We start from the raw sequence: 18,832 nt of genomic DNA on the forward strand, positions 1-18,832 counted from the left end.
TATTAATGCTTCAAGGAAAAAAGCAAACGTTTACGTCGAGTGTATAGGTTTTATTTTTACAACAGTAAAAATTAACCGCGACGGTAGTTTGGAGCTTCCTTAGTGATTTGAACGTCGTGTACGTGTGATTCAGCCATGCCCGCACCTGAGATACGAACAAATTCAGCTTTAGTACGCATATCTTCAATCGTTGCAGAGCCAGTAAGCCCCATGCTTGAACGTAGACCACCCATTTGTTGGTGTACGATTTCTTTTAGACGACCTTTGTATGCGATACGACCTTCGATACCTTCTGGTACTAGCTTGTCTGCTGCATTGTCAGACTGGAAGTAACGGTCAGATGAACCTTGAGACATTGCACCAAGAGAACCCATGCCACGGTAAGACTTGTAAGAACGACCGTTGTAAAGAATCACTTCACCAGGGGCTTCTTCTGTGCCTGCGAACATTGAACCAACCATCACACAAGATGCGCCAGCCACGATTGCTTTACAGATGTCACCAGAGAAACGGATACCGCCGTCAGCGATAACTGGAATGCCGAATGAATTCGCCACTTCTGCTGCGTCTGCGATTGCTGTTACTTGAGGAACACCAACACCCGTTACGATACGAGTTGTACAGATTGAACCAGGGCCAATACCAACTTTAACTGCGCTAACACCCGCTTCGATAAGAGCCTTAGCACCAGCACCCGTCGCAACGTTACCACCGATGATGTCTAGATCTGGGTAAGCAACACGAGTTTCGCGGATACGGTTTAGTACACCTTCAGAGTGACCGTGTGAAGAGTCGATAAGTAGAACGTCAACACCAGCTTCAACCAAAGCAGCAACACGCTCTTCGTTACCAGCGCCAGCACCAACAGCTGCGCCAACACGTAGGCGACCGCGCTCATCTTTACATGCGTTTGGTTTACGTTCTGCTTTGTGGAAGTCTTTCGCAGTGATCATACCGGTTAGTTGGAAATCATCATTCACAACCAGTACTTTTTCAACGCGTGCTTCGTGCATCTTCTCTTGCACTTCTTCACGAGTTGCACCTTCTTTAACTGCTGCAAGGTTTTCTTTTGCTGTCATTACTGACGACACTTTCTTAGAAAGGTCAGTAACAAAGCGCACATCACGACCAGTGATAATGCCTACAAGCTCGTTGTTCTCTGTGATGACAGGGAAACCAGCGAAGCCGTGTTTTTCAGTTAGAGCTACCACGTCAGCGATTGTCGCTTCAGGGTTTACCGTTACTGGGTCAGAAACGACACCAGCTTCGAACTTCTTAACTTTACGAACTTCAGCAGCTTGCTGCTCAATAGACATGTTTTTGTGGATAAAGCCAATGCCACCCTCTTGCGCTAGCGCGATAGCTAGACGAGCTTCAGTAACAGTGTCCATAGACGCTGAAATCATTGGGATGTTTAGGGTGATGTTCTTAGTCAGCTGAGTGCGAAGATCAGCTGTGTTTGGGAGAACAGTGGAGTGAGCTGGCACGAGTAGTACGTCATCGAATGTCAGCGCTTCTTTGGCAATTCTTAGCATTTGCAATATCTCACAATTAGAGGAGTAGAAAGAACAATCCAATCTCATCGTTTCGCATAATGAGGGTAACCAGTTTTAGGTTGTTGGCTACATTTGGATTAGATATTGCGGAGGGATTATACGGTTAACGCAATCGCTTGACCACAAATTTTTTAATTTTTTTCTTGCAATTACCCCCTTGATATGTATTATATTGCCGCTAATTTCCATACTCACGTCTACGGAATTAGCTGTGCTCTCCCAGACCAATCAAAACATCTTCACTGTTTCTCGACTCAATGCGGAAGTCCGCCTGTTACTTGAAAACGAAATGGGGATCGTCTGGCTTGTCGGAGAGATATCCAACTTCTCAGCTCCTGTCTCTGGTCACTGGTATCTCACTCTTAAAGATTCTCGCGCTCAAGTTAAATGTGCCATGTTCCGTGGTAACAATCGTCGCGTCACTTTCAAACCTGCTAACGGCAATCAAGTATTAGTTAAAGCACGTCTGTCTCTGTATGAGCCTCGTGGTGACTATCAATTGATCATTGAAAGCATGCAACCTGAAGGTGATGGTCGTCTGCAACAAGAGTTCGAAGCACTTAAGATGAAATTGGCAGCAGAAGGTTTGTTTGCTCAAACCAATAAGCAGCCTTTACCTGAGCACCCAAAACGCGTTGGTGTGATCACCTCAAAAACCGGTGCAGCGCTGTACGACATCTTAGACGTATTGAAACGCCGTGATCCTTCCCTACCCGTGGTGGTTTACCCGACCATGGTGCAAGGTGAAGAAGCGGCCATTCAAATTGCGCAAGCGATCGGTCGTGCAAACAGTCGTGATGAATGTGATGTATTGATTGTTGGTCGTGGTGGCGGATCGTTAGAAGACCTTTGGTGCTTTAACAACGAAATTCTTGCTCGCACGATTGCTGCAAGCCAAATTCCGATCATCAGTGCAGTTGGTCATGAGGTTGACGTGACTATTGCCGACTTTGTAGCGGACATGCGAGCGCCGACTCCATCAGCGGCGGCTGAATTGGTAAGCCGCGATAACAGCCACAAAGATCAAGCTTTGGTGACTCGTCAACATAAGCTAGCCAGTGCAATGCGTTACTACCTAGCGCAGCAAAAACAGCAATCAGCTCAACTTATACACCGTTTAGAGCGCCAACACCCAAGCTATCAATTGCAACGCCAGACGCAACAACTTGATGAGTTGGAGATGCGCCTACAACGCGCGATGCAACGATTCATTACTACACGCCAACAAGCTGTTGAGCGTAAGCATCATCGCCTACAACTGAACTCACCAGTAAAACGCTTGGCTGAGCAGAAGTCGAAGCTTGATCGAGTTGAGCAAAAATTGCTGGATGCGATGGACCGTAAGCTACTGACCATGCGTCACCAACTGGCAATTGCAGCAGAAAAGCTAGATACGGTAAGCCCACTGGCAACGCTAAAACGTGGCTACTCGATCACTCAAACTGAGCAAGGTCAGGTTGTTACTCAAGCGAAAGATGTAAAAACGGGCGACGTATTGGTCACCCGCTTATCTGATGGTGAGCTTCGCTCAACCGTTAATTAACTGACTTTCTGAAACTCAAATCGAACACGTGATTTCGATTTGAGTTCATTACAACTGTTGCAGAAATAGTTCGCCGCACCACAAGCTTGTAGCTTTTCTAGTTCAGCGTCGCAATCTGGACAAAATCCCACTTTCTTATAATCCGACTCACATTGATTACAGTGGTATTGACCTGTCCACTCCAGCTCAATATCGCATGTTGGGCAAATATTCGGTTGCATGGTTACCCCTAAAAACTTCTATTTACTGACTCACAGTTTAATCATAAGGCAATCTTGTGCTTTGATCTTAATCACGCTCGTTTGGCACGCTTGTTTTGATACATTGCCACATCAGCTTGTTGGATAAGCTGCTCTAACACTGCACGTTCACTCGCTAAACTACAAGCCCAACCAATACTTGCCCTAACTGAATATTCTTCTAAATGACAGATTTGGTTGAGCTCCGCTTCTAAACGGATACCAAACTCTTGATAAGCGCGATCATCAGCAAAGCAGCTAAAGCCAACAAACTCATCCCCTCCATATCTCCCTATCACTGAACATGAACGAAAGACCTGCTTTAAATGCTCAGCCACTAAAATAAGCACTTGGTCACCCGCTTCATGACCAAAACGATCGTTGATGTACTTAAATTCATCGATATCGACAAAAAAGCAACCGACAACGGCATTCCGCCCACATTCACCATTCACTTTGTGGTCAACCTCGGCCAACAAAGCTCGACGATTGAAGCAGTGAGTTAATGAATCTCGACTTGCATGAAAGTGGAGCTGCTCTTCCAGGCGAAACTTCTCCAATGCAATCGCATACAAAGCCGCAAGCATTTCTAGTACTTCAATTTCATAAGGGTGCGGTGTTGACGGCTCAGTACTGTAGACCGCGAATGTACCAAGCACATGACCATCGGAAGCAATAATAGGGACAGACCAACAAGCCCGGAGTTGAGCCTGCTGAGTAAGTTTAAGAAAAGCCGCCCAGTTAACATGATGATCAATATCACTCACTACAACGGTTTGCTTTAAAAATGCGGCAGCCCCACAAGAACCAATATCAGGTCCAATAGGAACGCCTTCAATCGCTTGGTTATAAAAATCAGGCAAATGCGGGGCAAACTCTAAATGAAGTGTGTTTGTATCTGGCTGTAATCGTAATATTGAAGCTTGCCTCTTTCCGAACAAATGTTCACTTAACTCAATCACTTCATGATTAAGTTTATCGCGACTCATCCCAAGAGCAAGCTTACCTAAAAGACGATTGACTGCTCGGTGAGCATCTAACAGTCTATCTTTATCCATCGTACTGCGCATTCACATTGTTATTATGTTTGTTAGCTAGGAATATAATAAATCTATTAATATTACACAGGTAGCTAACTCACATTATGCGCACGCGACACTATAAAAGATCACATACTGATCTTCGGATATTTCCCCTTTGATCAGCGATCACCCCTTAAAAGAATATTTATATAACCACATACCGAAAGCATAAGTTACATATTCTGTCTCTCAATTTTATTCAGAACTAAAAACTACACTTTCGAACCAAAAACAACAAGAACAGGATTTAATAAAAAGATCAGAATCCAAATTTAGCGTATTACATCGGTGTGCATTTCGATAGTTTGTGAGTCTATTTCCACTAGCGTGACTAGGATAGAACCAAAGTCACTCAAATGACTCGCATGCGTTCCCCCACAAGGGATGACAGCGATTTCTCCTTCGCCTAAATCACATTGCCAATAACGTGAGTCCGTGAGGTGTTCCCCATGGCAATCGACAGTGATCGCAGCGTCTCTTTTTAACCAATCCCCCAACAGAACATTCACCTGTTGTTCGATACTTTTCAGGTCAGACAGCATATCTGCACTGTTTAAACCCCTTTTGCGGAGTGTTTTGCCTAAACGATACGTATCCAGACATTTGTCTTGGGTGACAAAACTGGTTTCTTGCGCATAGCTATTGAAATCGTAGTTACCATGCGGGTCTTTACGGTCAGCATCTTTACGCCAATAGTTCTGCGCCAGCACCTTATTGAGCGCAAGATATGCGATGTGTCCTGCGCTATGACCGCGACTTAGAGACAGTTGGTATTCTTTGTCTACTTCCAGCAACGCAATATCACCAGCATCAAACGTATCGGTGAATGGCAAGACATGCACTACAACAAACGCCCACCCTTCCGTATCACGTTTTACCGGAATAGCTTGGCCAATATATAACTCGCCGCTTGCTAGTTCTACAGCACCAACTTGGCAGTCAACCACTTCAAACTTCATTCCTTTTATAGTTAGTGTGCCTTTATCCGCTGGATGATCTGGCCAAATATGGCTGACTGGATGAAAAGGCGTGACATCAGTAACAACATGGGTAGCTTCTGATGTAGATTGAACAAATTGTACGTGCGCCTCTAACTGCCAAGTTTGATGACAGAAACACGTCTTGGTTGCTGTGATTGTCATGTGTTAATTACTTCTTATGAAAGCTTCGAATAAAAAAATACCCAAGTCGAAACTTGGGTATTCATAAAATCTTAGGCGATTACTTGTTGCGGTTCTTCACTGCAGACATCATACGTTTGCGCTTACGCTCTTGAGAAAGAGTCAGCTTGCCACCACGGTTTTCGTACGGGTTATCGCTGTTCTGGAAGTTAATACGGATTGGTGTACCCATGATTTCCAGAGACTTACGGAAGTAGTTCATCAAGTAACGTTTGTACGAATCAGGTAGATCGCGAACCATGTTACCGTGAACAACCACGATTGGTGGGTTGTAACCACCCGCGTGTGCGTATTTAAGCTTAATACGACGTCCACGAACCATTGGCGGTTGGGGATCGTCTGTTGCCATCTTCATGATACGAGTAAGAACAGATGTACCTACACGTGTCGTTGCCGACTTGTAAGCTTCTTGAATCGACTCGAACAAGTGACCAACGCCAGTACCGTGCAATGCAGAGATAAAGTGAATACGTGCAAAATCAACGAAGCCTAAACGGCGATCGAGTTCTTTCTTCACATTCTCTTTTACATCGTTATCCAGACCGTCCCACTTGTTTACCGCTAGTACGATTGAACGACCAGCATTCAGTGCGAAGCCAAGTAGGCTAAGATCTTGGTCAGAAATGTTTTCACGCGCGTCGATAACCAATAGAACCACGTTTGCATCTTCTACGGCTTTCAGCGTCTTAACAACAGAGAATTTTTCTACTGTTTCGTTGATACGACCACGACGACGTACGCCCGCAGTATCGATCAGCACATACTCACGACCATCACGTTCCATTGGAATGTAGATAGAGTCACGAGTGGTTCCTGGCATGTCATATACCACTACACGTTCTTCACCAAGAATACGGTTAGTCAGCGTTGATTTACCTACGTTTGGACGACCAATAATTGCCAGTTTGATTGGCTGGTCTTGCAAACGTTTGAACTCAGCTTCTGCGTCTTCTTCGGTGTAATCTTCGATCGCTAACTCTTCATCTTCGAATTCAGTCAGATCTTCAATCTCACCTTCTTCAGATTCACTTGCCAGTAGATCATCGAAAAATGGCGCTAATGCACGCTCTAGCAATGCCGTTACACCACGACCGTGTGCCGCAGCGATTTGGTACATATCGTCAACACCAAGCTGCCAGAAATCGGCACATGCGGCGTCAGCATCAATACCATCGATTTTGTTTACTACCAACATCGCTGGCTTTTCGATTTTACGCAGATGCGCAGCAATCGCTTCATCCGATGGCGTTAGTCCAGCACGACCGTCAACAAGGAACAGTACTACGTCAGCTTCATCAATAGCCGCTAACGATTGTTCTGCCATCTTTGTTTCTACGCCTTCTTCCGTACCATCAATACCACCGGTATCAATAACGATGAATTCGTGTTCCTCACCAAGGCGAGCTTGGCCATATTTACGGTCACGCGTTAGGCCAGGGAAGTCCGCAACCAACGCATCACGAGTACGAGTCAATCGGTTAAATAGCGTAGATTTACCTACGTTTGGACGCCCCACAAGAGCAACAACAGGTACCATAACAACCTCTACAATAATCTTTCTTCTGTAGTTATAGGTAACGACTTGCCTAATGCCAAATCAAACCAGCTTTTTACCTATAACCACGTCAGGAATAACTGTTAATAAATAATAATTTCAAACAACAAAACGGCCCCTAACTGTTACCAGCCAGGAGCCGAATGTGAATTATATCACGATATTATTCGTTAATGGTTAGTTTCTTTACATCGCCATTGCGAGTGGTAATCACGTAACCATCTGACAACAAGGTTGGCCCTACAGCGAAACCGCTGTCATCGACAAACTGTTGTGCGACGAACTCACCCGTTGAACGATCCATCCAGTGCAAGTAACCCAATGTATCACCAACAACAAGATAGTTATCAACAAGGACAGGAGCTGTTAGCTGACGGTACTCAAGCTTGCTGTTTTCCCAAAGCTCAGTACCACTACGTGCATCAACAGCGACCACATGATCTTTCTCTGTAATCACAAAGATACGACTACCATCTGTCGCAATATCTGTGGCTGATGAGTAGTTACGTTTCCAAATTGGGTTTGCGCTGCGCAAGTCGATAGCAATCAACTGCCCGTTGTAACCAACAGTGAAAAGAGTACCGCCAAGAACGATAGGAGAAGAATCTACGTCAACCAGACGATCAATCTCAGTTGCGCCTTTTGGTGTTCCAACTGGCTGTTGCCAAATCAACTGGCCGCGTTCAACGATTGCCGCCGCAAGACGTCCATTCGCAGTACCCCAGAATACACCACCACCGATTGCAGTTGGTGTGCTATCGCCACGCAAGGTTAGGTTTGGAACTTCAGTGCTCAGTGCCCAACGTTGCTCACCTGTGCTTTCGTCAAGCGCAATGAGAGTGCCACGGCTAGTATTAACGATGATCAAACCTGAGTCTGCGATTGGCTTCGCCAATACTTCACCGCCAACTTCAATACGCCAAATCACGTCACCAGTGTCTTGGTCAAGCGCGATCACTTCACCGTTTTCAGAACCAATATAAAGATTTTCGTAAGCCGCTGTAATACCGCCAGAAAGACGAGCAATCACATCTTCTTCTAGATTTACTTGCCACTTCTGCTTGCCGTTTTCTGGGTCCAATGCTTTAACTAAACCATCACGACTAGCAACAAACAGAGTGTCATTGGCCATGACAGGAGACAGCTTAGAGAAGTAATGACCTACGCCATCTCCAATTGATGTACTCCATTCACTGCTTGGTGTGAACTGGCTATCTACCTGAGGCAGTGGAGCCATAACAATGGTGTCTTCCTCGCTAGCACAACCGGCAAGAATTCCCACTGTTAATGCCCCTAACAAGGCTTTCTTAAAGACTCTTTTCATCCAATGCGGTCCTTATTTCGCCAGATCGTCCAATTTCATTTGTAGCGTCGGGCTAGCATCTGCTGCTTGCTGAGCTTCCGTGTAAGCTGCGTATGCCGCTTCTTTGTCACCTTGACGAAGTGCGATATCACCACGAAGTTCTGCAATACGACCCGTCCATGCTGCATCTGTTACTTTGCTTAGCTCAGCATTTGCTGCGTCAAAGTTGCCCATTTCCGCTTCAATGCGCGCAATACGGTAGCTGATAAGTGGAGTTAGCGCGGCATCTTTCGTGTTGCTTTGAGCCCATTTCAATTGCTCAAGCGCAGCGGCAAGATCTTTTGCATCAACCTGAACTTTTGCTAATTGAAGTGCAGCAAGTACTGAGTACTCTTTCACTTTGTTTGAATCAATGAACGCTTGAATATCTGTTTGAGCATCTGCGCCTTTCGTTTGCAAAGCATTCATCGCTGTTGTGTAGCTTTGAGAAGCTGCTTCACTCGCCTGAACGACAGAATCCTGGTAGTAACGCCAGCCAAATAGACCACCTAAACCAACAACCGCACCGATGATGACGGCTTTGCCGTTTTCCTTCCACCAGTCTTTAATGGCTTCAACTTGTTGTTCTTCAGTATCGTAAAGTTCCACTTCCTGTCCTCTTAAAACATGTAAATGGCAGCAAGGGCTACCATTGCTCCTATTCGTCGAAAGGCTCCTATCTTGGGAGCCTCGTTATTACAAATTAGGATATAATCTTTAGCTTATTAAAAGACTTAGATAAGTGCTGCGATCTTCTCAGCAACTTCTGCTTGATTGTAAGTCTCTTGCTCACCACCAACCAAATCTTTTAGTACTACGGTATTCTCCGCAACTTCGTTTTCGCCCAGCACTAATGCTACAACAGCACCGACTTTGTCTGCGCGTTTAAACTGTTTCTTGAAGTTACCACCACCGAAGTGATTCATCACACGAACACCAGGAACAGCTTCACGAAGCTGTTCTGCTAGCTTCATGCCTACCATCATTGTGCCTTCGCCAGCTGTCACTACGTAAACATCAACACTTCGACGAACATCTGTTAGCTCTAGTGTTTCTAGCATCAAAACAAGACGCTCTAGACCCATTGCAAAACCAACTGCTGGTGTTGCACTGCCACCTAATTGTTCTACAAGGCCATCGTAACGACCACCGCCACATACTGTGCCTTGAGCACCTAAGCTCTCAGTGATCCACTCAAACACCGTACGATTGTAGTAATCCAGACCACGAACTAGACGCTCGTTAACTGTGTATTCGATACCTGCAGCGTCTAAAAGTTCACATAGACCTGCGAAGTGTGCTTTAGATTCTTCGCCTAAGTACTCAGAAAGACGAGGTGCATCGCCTAAAATAGCCTGAACGTCAGGGTTCTTCGTATCCAGAACTCGCAGTGGGTTCGTGTGCATACGACGCTTACAATCTTCGTCTAGCACATCAATATGTTGCTCAAGGAACGCAACCAGTGCCGTGCGGTAATCTGCGCGATCTTCTTGAGAACCGATAGAGTTAAGCTCAAGACGAACATGTTCATGGATACCCAGCTCACGCCATAGACGTGCTGTCATCATGATAAGCTCAGCATCAACATCTGGACCATTTAGACCGAACACCTCAACACCACACTGGTGGAATTGACGGTAACGACCTTTCTGCGGACGTTCGTGGCGGAACATAGGGCCCATGTACCATAGACGTTGTTCGTCACGGTTGATCAGGCTGTTTTGAATACATGCACGTACACAGCCCGCCGTGCCTTCAGGGCGAAGTGTTAGGCTGTCTCCGTTACGATCATCAAAGGTGTACATTTCTTTTGAAACAACGTCTGTCTCTTCACCAACCGCGCGGCTGAATAGGTTTGTTTCTTCAACGATTGGCATGCGCACTTCGTTGTAGCCGTATGCGCTTACAGTACTTTTTACTGCGTTTTCAAGTTTCTGCCACAGCGGAGACTGAGTTGGAAGGCAGTCGTTCATGCCTCGGATTGCTTGGATTTTCTTTGCCACAATTATTACCGTCGCTTAGTAACCCGAGCACACTTAGCGTGCTCAAGCTATGAGATTAATCTTCTTGTTTGATATCGATGCGGTTAGCTTGGTCTAATACAGACGCTTTCGCACGGATTTTCGCTTCTAGCTGATTCACTAGATCATCGTTGTCGAAACGCTCTTTCTGACGTTTGCCGTCTTCGTAGAATGCGCTCTTCTTATTGCTACCTGCTAGACCTAGGTGTGAAACCTCAGCTTCACCTGGACCGTTTACGACACAGCCGATGATAGACACATCCATAGGTGTGATGATGTCTTCTAGACGCTCTTCCAATGCGTTAACTGTGTTAATCACGTCGAACTCCTGACGTGAACAGCTTGGACAAGCAATAAAGTTGATGCCACGTGAGCGAATACGCAGAGACTTAAGAATATCAAAGCCAACTTTGATCTCTTCTACTGGATCTGCCGCCAATGAGATACGTAGCGTATCACCGATGCCTTCAGCCAAAAGCATACCAAGACCAACCGATGACTTAACAGCACCAGCTCTTGCACCACCGGCTTCGGTGATACCTAGGTGTAGTGGCTGGTCAATCTGTTTTGCCAATAGACGGTATGAATCCACCGCTAGGAACACATCTGACGCTTTCACACTGACTTTAAACTGGTCAAAGTTAAGACGATCTAGATGATCCACGTGACGCATCGCCGACTCTACCAATGCCTCTGGCGTTGGCTCACCGTATTTCATCTGCAGATCTTTTTCCAAAGAACCACCGTTTACACCAATACGGATAGGGATGTTTTTGTCACGGGCACAATCAACAACAGAGCGAATACGCTCTTCGTTTCCGATGTTACCTGGGTTGATACGCAAACAATCAACACCGTACTCTGCCACTTTCAGGGCGATACGGTAGTCAAAGTGAATGTCCGCAACTAACGGCACAGACACTTGCTGTTTGATGAGCTTAAAAGCTTCCGCAGCATCCATAGTAGGAACAGAAACACGTACAATGTCTGCACCCACTTTTTCTAATGCTCGGATTTGTGCGACTGTAGCTTCCACATCAGTCGTGCGAGTGTTTGTCATTGACTGTACAGCAATCGGTGCACCATCACCAATTGGCACATCACCCACATAAATACGCGTCGATTTACGACGAATAATTGGAGATTCGTGTTGCATAATATTTATAACGGTAAAGTGAATCTAGCGACTTTGCCTGAAGTATACCCAGAAAGGTCGACAGGTTCACTTGCAAATGTCATGGTTACGCCTTCTGGTGCGCCTAATATCACTTTAAAAGGTGCTTTTCCGGCAAGTTCTACGTCTTGACCCGGTTTACGGGTCCCGCTTACTAGCGTTTTGCCATTCGAGTCCTTAACCTGAATCCAGCAGTCTGCTTTAAACTTCATGGTTAATAACGTCATGCCCTCTGGCACAACAGGCGTCATTGGTTCTTGAGTTGCTTGAGCATCTTCGATGACCGCAACAGGCTCTTCTGCCACAGCTTCTGTCATCGTTTCTTCAGTTGTTGCTACCGCGCTTTCTGCTTTACTTACCGTCTCGTCAGCAGATGAAACGGCTTCAGCAACTTCTACCACTGGCGCAACTTCCGCAGGCGTGCTTGCGATAAGTTCATCGGCACTCATTAGATCGATATCAGCATCGTCCGCTGTTTGTTCCGTTTCTGAACTTGATTCTGTCACAACTTGAGCAAGGCTGTTTTCTTGCTGGTTCTGCCACCACCAAGCGCCAGAGATACCAGTAATCACAATCGCAATCGCCCATGTGAGCAGCATAATTCGGCTATTGTGTTTCTCGTGTTTGGTTTTACGAGAGAAACTTTGCATCTCTGTTTCTTGTGGCTTAACGTGAACTTCAGAAGTCTGCTCTAAAGCTGCCAAAACAATCTTTTCATCAAGCCCAACAAGCTTTGCATAAGAACGTAAGTAACCACGAGTAAACGTAGTAACTTGCTGTGCTTCAAATCGATTACTTTCAATATCTTCAATAACAGAAACGCGAAGTCTTAGGCGATCAGCAACATGCTTCTGAGTCATCCCTAGAGATTCGCGTTTGTTTTTTAGTAACGTGCCAGCTTCCATAGAAAGCGGGACTTCATTGGTGTTTTCGTGTTCTGTCATAATGGCGGTATTTAATCTGTTTGGTGGCTAACACAGTTATTTATTTTCGTTTTTGTTCTTAAGCCTCACTTAAAGATAGCTAGCCTAAACGCGTTAACCAAAATAATCTTTTAGAAATTCTCAGTGTTCGGAGTATGAATGCTCGCTTGCAATGAATCAGCAAACGTAATTGAGAGAATACTGAGAATAGTCAGTGTCTTTGTTATATTTCGCTCACCATGATAAGCGAATGTATAAGGAAGACAAAAACTCTTTGCTCTCAAATTAACAGATAGCTCAAGCTTTTGTCCAAAAATTGACACAGCTAAGTAATATTTCTACTCACAACGCTGTGTCTATAAGGATACAGTGTAGATATTACAAACAAAATAGCCAGAGCATAAGGCTCTGGCTATTCAAGAATTTGTTACAACTTATACTGCTTTTACGTCGATGGTTTCTGCACCACGCGCAGCTTTTAGAGATGCTGTACGTTTGGTGCGGTCAATAACATCACCAACTAACTGCCCGCATGCGGCATCGATATCATCACCACGCGTTTTACGAACCGTTACCGTGTGTTCGTATTGCATCAATGTTTTCTGGAAACGGTCGATGCGTGAGTTACTTGGTTTTTTGTAAGGAGAACCTGGATACGGGTTAAACGGAATCAGGTTGATCTTACATGGCGTATCTTTCATGAGTTCCGCAAGTTCACGAGCGTGGTCCATATCATCATTCACATGATCAAGTAGTACGTACTCAACGGTTACTTTTCCGCGATTAGCATTCGATGAAGCGATGTAACGACGAACGGATGCAAGGAAATCTTGAATGTCCCAACGGTCGTTGATCGGCATAATTTGGCTACGCAGTTCATCATTTGGCGCGTGTAGAGAGATCGCCAATGCGACGTCAATTTTACCCGTCATCTGATCAAGACCAGAAACCACACCAGAAGTAGATACGGTGACACGACGTTTAGACAAGCCAAAGCCAAGATCATCAAGCATGATTTCAAGCGCAGGGATAAGGTTCTTCATGTTTAGAAGAGGCTCACCCATACCCATCATTACCACGTTAGTGATTGGGCGACGACCGGTTTCTTTTTGCAAACCAACTTCGCGCGCAGCACGCCAGACCTGACCAATGATTTCAGAAACTTTTAGGTTACGGTTGAAACCCTGTTGAGCAGTTGAACAGAACTTACATTCCAGCGCACAACCTACCTGAGACGATACACATAATGTCGCACGATCTTCTTCTGGGATATAAACCGTTTCTACGTCCTGATCACCCACCTTCATCGCCCACTTGATTGTGCCGTCTGAAGAGTGCTGAGCTTCTGCTACCGTTGGTGCTTTGATTTCGCACTTGTGTTGCAGTTTTTCACGTAGCTTCTTGTTGATGTTCGTCATGTTATCGAAGTCATCAACACCGAAATGGTAGATCCACTTCATAACCTGATCCGCACGGAACGCTTTTTCGCCTAGCTCTTCCGCGAAAAATTGACGCATGCCTTTGCGATCAAAGTCGAGTAGATTGATTTTTTCAGTGGTCATGTTGCCTCTCAATGACTGAAACAAGAATAAGGGCGCGAATTGTACAGCCTTTATGCAGCTACAACAAGGGTTCTAAGACCCTGAGTTTGCTAAGGCATTAAAATCCTATAGATTAAATTTTAGACAATAGGTGTGATCAGTTCTCAGTCAATTTTCGATAATAAAAAGCCCCGGAAAATTCCGAGGCTCAACATTCATATTAGAACAAGATTAACGCGGGCAAATCTCTGACTCAGGGAAGAAGAATTCAATCTCACGAGCTGCAGATGTAGGGCTGTCTGAGCCATGAACAGAGTTGTAACGCATACTAAGTGCGTAGTCTGCACGGATAGTGCCACATGCCGCTTCTTCTGGATTTGTTTTCCCCATTAGCTCACGGTAACGAGCGATTGCATCTTCACCTTCCAAAACCTGAACCATGATAGGACCAGATGTCATGAACTCTTTCAGTGCAGGGAAAAAAGGTTTGCCTTCATGTTCTGCGTAAAAACCGCTCGCCTGTTCTTCTGTCAGATGAACCATTTTTGCAGCAACGATGCGTAGACCAGCTTTTTCAATGCGGTGGTAGATCTCACCAATCAGATTGCGTTCTACAGCGTCGGGCTTAACAATTGAAAACGTTCTTTCTAGAGCCATAAAGTTTCCTTTTTGTACTTGTAATAATAGTTTTATATGAGGGACTTGCGTCTCTCTTAGTTATACCAGTACAGACAAAAGTCTGCACTGGTAAAAGTCTTATTTTGTGGCTTGTTCGTTTAGGAAACGGGCAAGAGTACGAACCCCCATACCTGTCGCACCAGCAGACCATTTATCTGACGCTGACTTACGGTAGGTGCCCGCGCAATCAAAATGCAACCAACCTTTCTTGTAATCTTCAACGAAGTAAGACAAGAATGCCGCGGCAGTGCTCGCACCAGGAGAGTAATCACCAGAACTGATGTTAGACAGGTCAGCAAAGTTTGATGGCAGCATGCCACGGTGGAAATCAGCAAGAGGTAGTGGCCACAGACCTTCTTTCTCTTGGTTCGCGGCCGTTAGCGCTTGATGAGAAAGCTCGTCATCAAAACTCATTAGCGCATGGTAATCATTACCTAGTGCGTTCTTCGCTGCGCCTGTCAGCGTTGCACAGTCAATGATGAGCTCTGGGGTTTGCTCACTTGCGTAAATAAGACCATCAGCAAGTACCAAGCGTCCTTCGGCGTCGGTGTTCATGATCTCAACCGTCTTACCGTTTTTGTAGGTAATGATGTCGCCAAGTTTAAGCGCACGACCAGATACCATGTTCTCAGCACAACAAAGAATCAGCTTCACACGCTTGTTCAGACCACGAAGAATAGCGAGACCAAGACCACCAGTAATCGTACCTGAACCGCCCATATCAGCCTTCATTGCCGTCATGAAGTTTGATGGCTTCAAGCTGTAACCGCCTGAGTCAAATGTAATGCCTTTACCTACTAGACATGCAAAGACTGGTGCGTTTTCATCGCCTGTTGGGTTGTAATCAAGTTGCAGCATTGCTGACGTTCGCTCAGAACCACGACCCACTGCGTAGATACCTTCCCAGCCTTCCGACAGTAGGTCTTTATCTTTTACGATACGAGCAGTAACTGTACCTTGAGGCGCAACAGATTTGATGAATTCCGCAGCCATGGTTGCCAGTTGACGAGGGGCAACTTCTTCTGCTGTTTTGTTGATAATGTCACGAGTAAAGTCGGTTGCAGTGATGCGAGCATGAAGCTCAGCTTGGTCTTTTTCAGACAGAGCAATCCACTCTAGTGTGCCGTGTTTTTTCGGGTTGCGGTAACCTTGGTGGAAAGCCCAAACGCTTTCAACATCCCAGTTATCACCAGCAAGTAGAATTGAACGAATTCCTTGGCCATCTAGTTGACGAGCTGCACGTTGGACTGCGCCAAGATCATGCCCTTCACCTAGGTGAATCGTTGCGCCATTTTCAGCGAAAGAAAGCAATGCTTTGTCGCCCCAATGTGGTGCCGCTGGTTCTTGGCTTAGAAATACAGACATCTGTGTAGACATGGTTTCTCCTTGTCTTATAACGGCGTTGCCTACGCCTCTTCTTTTTAATAACTAACGGATGTTAGCATTATGTAGGGTAAAAATGTCAACTTGATAAAAAAACGGACCTTGAGGTCCGCTTTTTTTAGTGAGAATTGTTAACTCTGCTGCGTTTTACCGCCGAATCGAGCATTAGTCAGCTTCATCCATCCAGCACAAGATAACGGCTTCTAGGATCTTTTCATTAGAACGGTTTGGTTCATCGTCAAACTCTTCCAATTCAGTGATCCATTGATGTAAATCCGTAAAACGTACCGTTTTAGGATCCGTATCAGGAAACTTGTCACAAAGCTCAATCGCGATGTCGCGAGAATCTGTCCATTTCATTGCTCATCTTCCTTTTGCTTCGCCCCTATATTATTGGGGAGATAGTATTAGTGATCTTCTGACGCGTGGTTTAGCGTGTATTTTGGAATCTCAACAACCAAATCTTCATCCGCTACTTTTGCTTGGCAACCAAGACGAGATTCTGGTTCCAGACCCCATGCTTTATCTAGCATATCGTCTTCTAGTTCTTCACTCTCTTCTAGTGAATCAAAACCTTCACGAATGATCACGTGGCAAGTTGTACAAGCACATGACTTTTCACATGCGTGTTCAATACCGATACCGTTTTTCAGTGCTACATCTAGAACGGTGTCACCAGTGTTTGCTTCCAACACTGCACCTTCTGGGCACAAATCTTCGTGCGGTAATACAATAATCTTAGGCATAACTACTTATCTCTTATATATCATTAACTGACTGACCAGACAGTGCAGCTCGAATTGATTTATCCATACGTCGCGACGCAAAGTCTTGGCTTGCTTTGTCGGTGTCTTTAATACCTTGTTCGATTGCTGCGACATCGTCGCCATTGCGCAACTCGATCAACGCTTCAATAACTTTAACTAATGCTTGTTTTTCTTGCTCTGACAGCAATTCATCGCCATCAGTTTGCATTGCCGCAATCAAGCCCTCAATCACTCGGTCAGCTTCAACACGTTGCTCCGCTAGAGCTCGAGCTTGCATGTCTTCTTTCGCAAACGCCATTGAATCACGTAGCATGTTCGCGACTTCATTATCACTCAGACCGTACGAAGGCTTCACCTGAATCTCAGATTGTACGCCTGTGCTTTTCTCCATCGCGGTCACGGACAATAGACCGTCAGCATCCACTTGATAAGTCACGCGAATGTGTGCTGCGCCTGCTGCCATTGGAGGAATGCCTTTCAATGAAAAACGAGCGAGTGAGCGGCAATCGTCCACCATTTCACGTTCACCTTGAACGGTGTGCACTGTCATAGCCGTTTGACCATCTTTAAATGTGGTAAATTCTTGCGCTCGTGCAACTGGGATTGTGGTGTTACGAGGAATAATTTTCTCAACCAGGCCACCCATGGTTTCAATACCAAGAGACAATGGGATGACGTCAAGCAGAAGCATTTCAGAATCAGGTTTGTTACCTGCCAAAATATCCGCTTGGATACCGGCACCGATTGCGACGACTTCGTCTGGATTGATCGTAGTAAGCGGTTTGCGACCAAAGAAGTCACCGACCATTTCGCGAACAAGTAACGTTCGTGTTGAGCCACCCACCATTACGGCTTCAAGTACATCTTCTGCATCGACATCTGCATCTTTCAATGCTCGACGACAAGACATCAGCGTTTTCTTAACCAGAGGACGAATCAAATCTTCGAACTGCTCACGAGTCACTGAGCCTTTCCAGCCAAATACATCAACATCAACGCGGTCTTGCTCAGAAAACGCAATTTTCGTCTCGGTTGCAATGTTCAGCAACGCACGGTTTTTCTCAGCAGAAAGCGGCGCTTTTAAGCCAGCTTGCTCCATCAGGTAGTCTGCTAAAAGATGGTCAAAGTCATCACCACCTAGCGCCGAGTCACCACCTGTTGCTAATACTTCAAATACGCCTTTCGACAAGCGTAAGATAGAGATATCAAACGTACCACCACCCAAGTCGTAAACCGCAATAACGCCTTCTTGGCCAGAATCTAAACCGTAAGCAATCGCAGCCGCTGTAGGCTCGTTAAGCAGACGTAGTACATGAAGACCAGCCAATTTCGCCGCGTCTTTTGTACCAGCACGTTGAGCGTCATCAAAGTAAGCAGGAACAGTAATTACCACGCCAGCTAATTCACCACCTAGCGTTTCTTCTGCACGCTTGCTAAGCGCTTTAAGAATGTCGGCAGACACTTCAATCGGGTTTTTGTCACCTTGAGCGGTTTGCAGAATTGGCAGACCGTTGTCGCTTTCTTTAAATTGGTAAGGCAAAGATGGGTAGCGAGCTTGAATGTCTTTTAATGAACGGCCGATCAGACGTTTTACCGAGATGATGGTGTTTGCTGGCTCTAGCTCTGCTTTTGCTTTGGCATCGTAACCGATTGACGCTGAATCTTGCGTGTAGTTTACCACTGAAGGCAAAATGCTACGGCCTTGGTCATCTGTCAGAGTTTTTGCGTCGCCGCTTCGAACTGATGCAACCAAAGAGTTAGTGGTACCTAAGTCGATACCCGCTGCTAACTTATGCTCATGAGGTGCCGAGCTTTGGCCCGGTTCTGCGATTTGAAGTAGTGCCATG

The 18,832-nt window shown here is 45.6% G+C and carries 17 protein-coding genes; 1 reads left to right on the forward strand and 16 read right to left on the reverse strand.

Features of this window, described 5'->3' with window-relative positions; all coding sequences use genetic code 11:
- Positions 1–71 precede the first annotated feature (71 nt).
- Positions 72–1,535 (reverse strand): IMP dehydrogenase, encoded by a 1,464-nt coding sequence (gene guaB, locus ATB76_RS23905; RefSeq protein ID WP_038881770.1) that lies wholly within the window; start codon positions 1,533–1,535, stop codon positions 72–74.
- 232 nt (positions 1,536–1,767) lie between these two features.
- On the opposite strand from guaB, the gene xseA reads away from it, so the two are divergent.
- Complete coding sequence (gene xseA, locus ATB76_RS23910) at positions 1,768–3,099, forward strand: exodeoxyribonuclease VII large subunit (RefSeq protein WP_038869605.1); 1,332 nt, start codon at positions 1,768–1,770, stop codon at positions 3,097–3,099.
- On the opposite strand, the gene ATB76_RS23915 is transcribed toward xseA, so the two are convergent.
- The 15 genes from ATB76_RS23915 to hscA all read right to left on the reverse strand — a co-directional run bounded on the left by ATB76_RS23915 (position 3,096) and on the right by hscA (position 18,831).
- Positions 3,096–3,320, reverse strand: coding sequence for a zinc ribbon domain-containing protein (locus ATB76_RS23915; RefSeq protein ID WP_033006191.1), 225 nt, complete (start codon positions 3,318–3,320; stop codon positions 3,096–3,098). The genes xseA and ATB76_RS23915 overlap by 4 nt on opposite strands.
- A 71-nt stretch (positions 3,321–3,391) precedes the next feature.
- Complete coding sequence (locus ATB76_RS23920; protein WP_061036212.1) at positions 3,392–4,396, reverse strand: sensor domain-containing diguanylate cyclase; 1,005 nt, start codon at positions 4,394–4,396, stop codon at positions 3,392–3,394.
- 296 nt (positions 4,397–4,692) lie between these two features.
- Complete coding sequence (locus ATB76_RS23925; RefSeq protein WP_061036213.1) at positions 4,693–5,562, reverse strand: hypothetical protein; 870 nt, start codon at positions 5,560–5,562, stop codon at positions 4,693–4,695.
- 79 nt (positions 5,563–5,641) lie between these two features.
- Positions 5,642–7,138 (reverse strand): ribosome biogenesis GTPase Der, encoded by a 1,497-nt coding sequence (gene der / locus ATB76_RS23930; RefSeq protein ID WP_061036214.1) that lies wholly within the window; start codon positions 7,136–7,138, stop codon positions 5,642–5,644.
- A gap of 181 nt (positions 7,139–7,319) precedes the next feature.
- Positions 7,320–8,480, reverse strand: a complete 1,161-nt coding sequence (gene bamB, locus ATB76_RS23935) for an outer membrane protein assembly factor BamB (protein ID WP_038881775.1) — start codon at positions 8,478–8,480, stop codon at positions 7,320–7,322.
- Between the two features lie 12 nt (positions 8,481–8,492).
- Positions 8,493–9,107, reverse strand: coding sequence for a YfgM family protein (locus ATB76_RS23940; protein WP_038869596.1), 615 nt, complete (start codon positions 9,105–9,107; stop codon positions 8,493–8,495).
- Between the two features lie 125 nt (positions 9,108–9,232).
- The gene (hisS, locus tag ATB76_RS23945; protein WP_061036215.1) at positions 9,233–10,501 is read right to left on the reverse strand and encodes a histidine--tRNA ligase; all 1,269 of its coding nucleotides are present in this window, start codon (positions 10,499–10,501) and stop codon (positions 9,233–9,235) included.
- Between the two features lie 55 nt (positions 10,502–10,556).
- The gene (ispG, locus tag ATB76_RS23950) at positions 10,557–11,675 is read right to left on the reverse strand and encodes a flavodoxin-dependent (E)-4-hydroxy-3-methylbut-2-enyl-diphosphate synthase (RefSeq protein WP_005424674.1); all 1,119 of its coding nucleotides are present in this window, start codon (positions 11,673–11,675) and stop codon (positions 10,557–10,559) included.
- A 5-nt stretch (positions 11,676–11,680) separates the two neighbouring features.
- Positions 11,681–12,637 (reverse strand): cytoskeleton protein RodZ, encoded by a 957-nt coding sequence (gene rodZ, locus ATB76_RS23955; protein ID WP_038869593.1) that lies wholly within the window; start codon positions 12,635–12,637, stop codon positions 11,681–11,683.
- A 413-nt stretch (positions 12,638–13,050) separates the two neighbouring features.
- The gene (locus ATB76_RS23960; protein ID WP_038869592.1) at positions 13,051–14,178 is read right to left on the reverse strand and encodes a bifunctional tRNA (adenosine(37)-C2)-methyltransferase TrmG/ribosomal RNA large subunit methyltransferase RlmN; all 1,128 of its coding nucleotides are present in this window, start codon (positions 14,176–14,178) and stop codon (positions 13,051–13,053) included.
- Between the two features lie 210 nt (positions 14,179–14,388).
- A complete protein-coding gene (gene ndk / locus ATB76_RS23965; RefSeq protein WP_038869590.1) occupies positions 14,389–14,814 on the reverse strand; it encodes a nucleoside-diphosphate kinase in 426 nt (141 codons plus the stop codon).
- 99 nt (positions 14,815–14,913) lie between these two features.
- Positions 14,914–16,212 (reverse strand): aminopeptidase PepB, encoded by a 1,299-nt coding sequence (gene pepB / locus ATB76_RS23970; protein WP_038869587.1) that lies wholly within the window; start codon positions 16,210–16,212, stop codon positions 14,914–14,916.
- A 171-nt stretch (positions 16,213–16,383) separates the two neighbouring features.
- On the reverse strand, positions 16,384–16,578 hold the full coding sequence (iscX, locus tag ATB76_RS23975) for a Fe-S cluster assembly protein IscX (RefSeq protein WP_038869586.1): 195 nt from the start codon (positions 16,576–16,578) through the stop codon (positions 16,384–16,386).
- Positions 16,579–16,625: 47 nt separating this feature from the next.
- Complete coding sequence (gene fdx, locus ATB76_RS23980) at positions 16,626–16,964, reverse strand: ISC system 2Fe-2S type ferredoxin (protein ID WP_005424889.1); 339 nt, start codon at positions 16,962–16,964, stop codon at positions 16,626–16,628.
- A 13-nt stretch (positions 16,965–16,977) separates the two neighbouring features.
- Positions 16,978–18,831: a Fe-S protein assembly chaperone HscA gene (hscA, locus tag ATB76_RS23985; protein ID WP_061036216.1), complete on the reverse strand. Its 1,854-nt coding sequence runs from the start codon at positions 18,829–18,831 to the stop codon at positions 16,978–16,980.
- Between the last annotated feature and the right edge of the window lies 1 nt (position 18,832).

The sequence above is a fragment of the Vibrio sp. MOR3 genome, assembly GCF_001557775.1.
GTDB classification, from domain to species: Bacteria; Pseudomonadota; Gammaproteobacteria; order Enterobacterales; family Vibrionaceae; genus Vibrio; species Vibrio jasicida.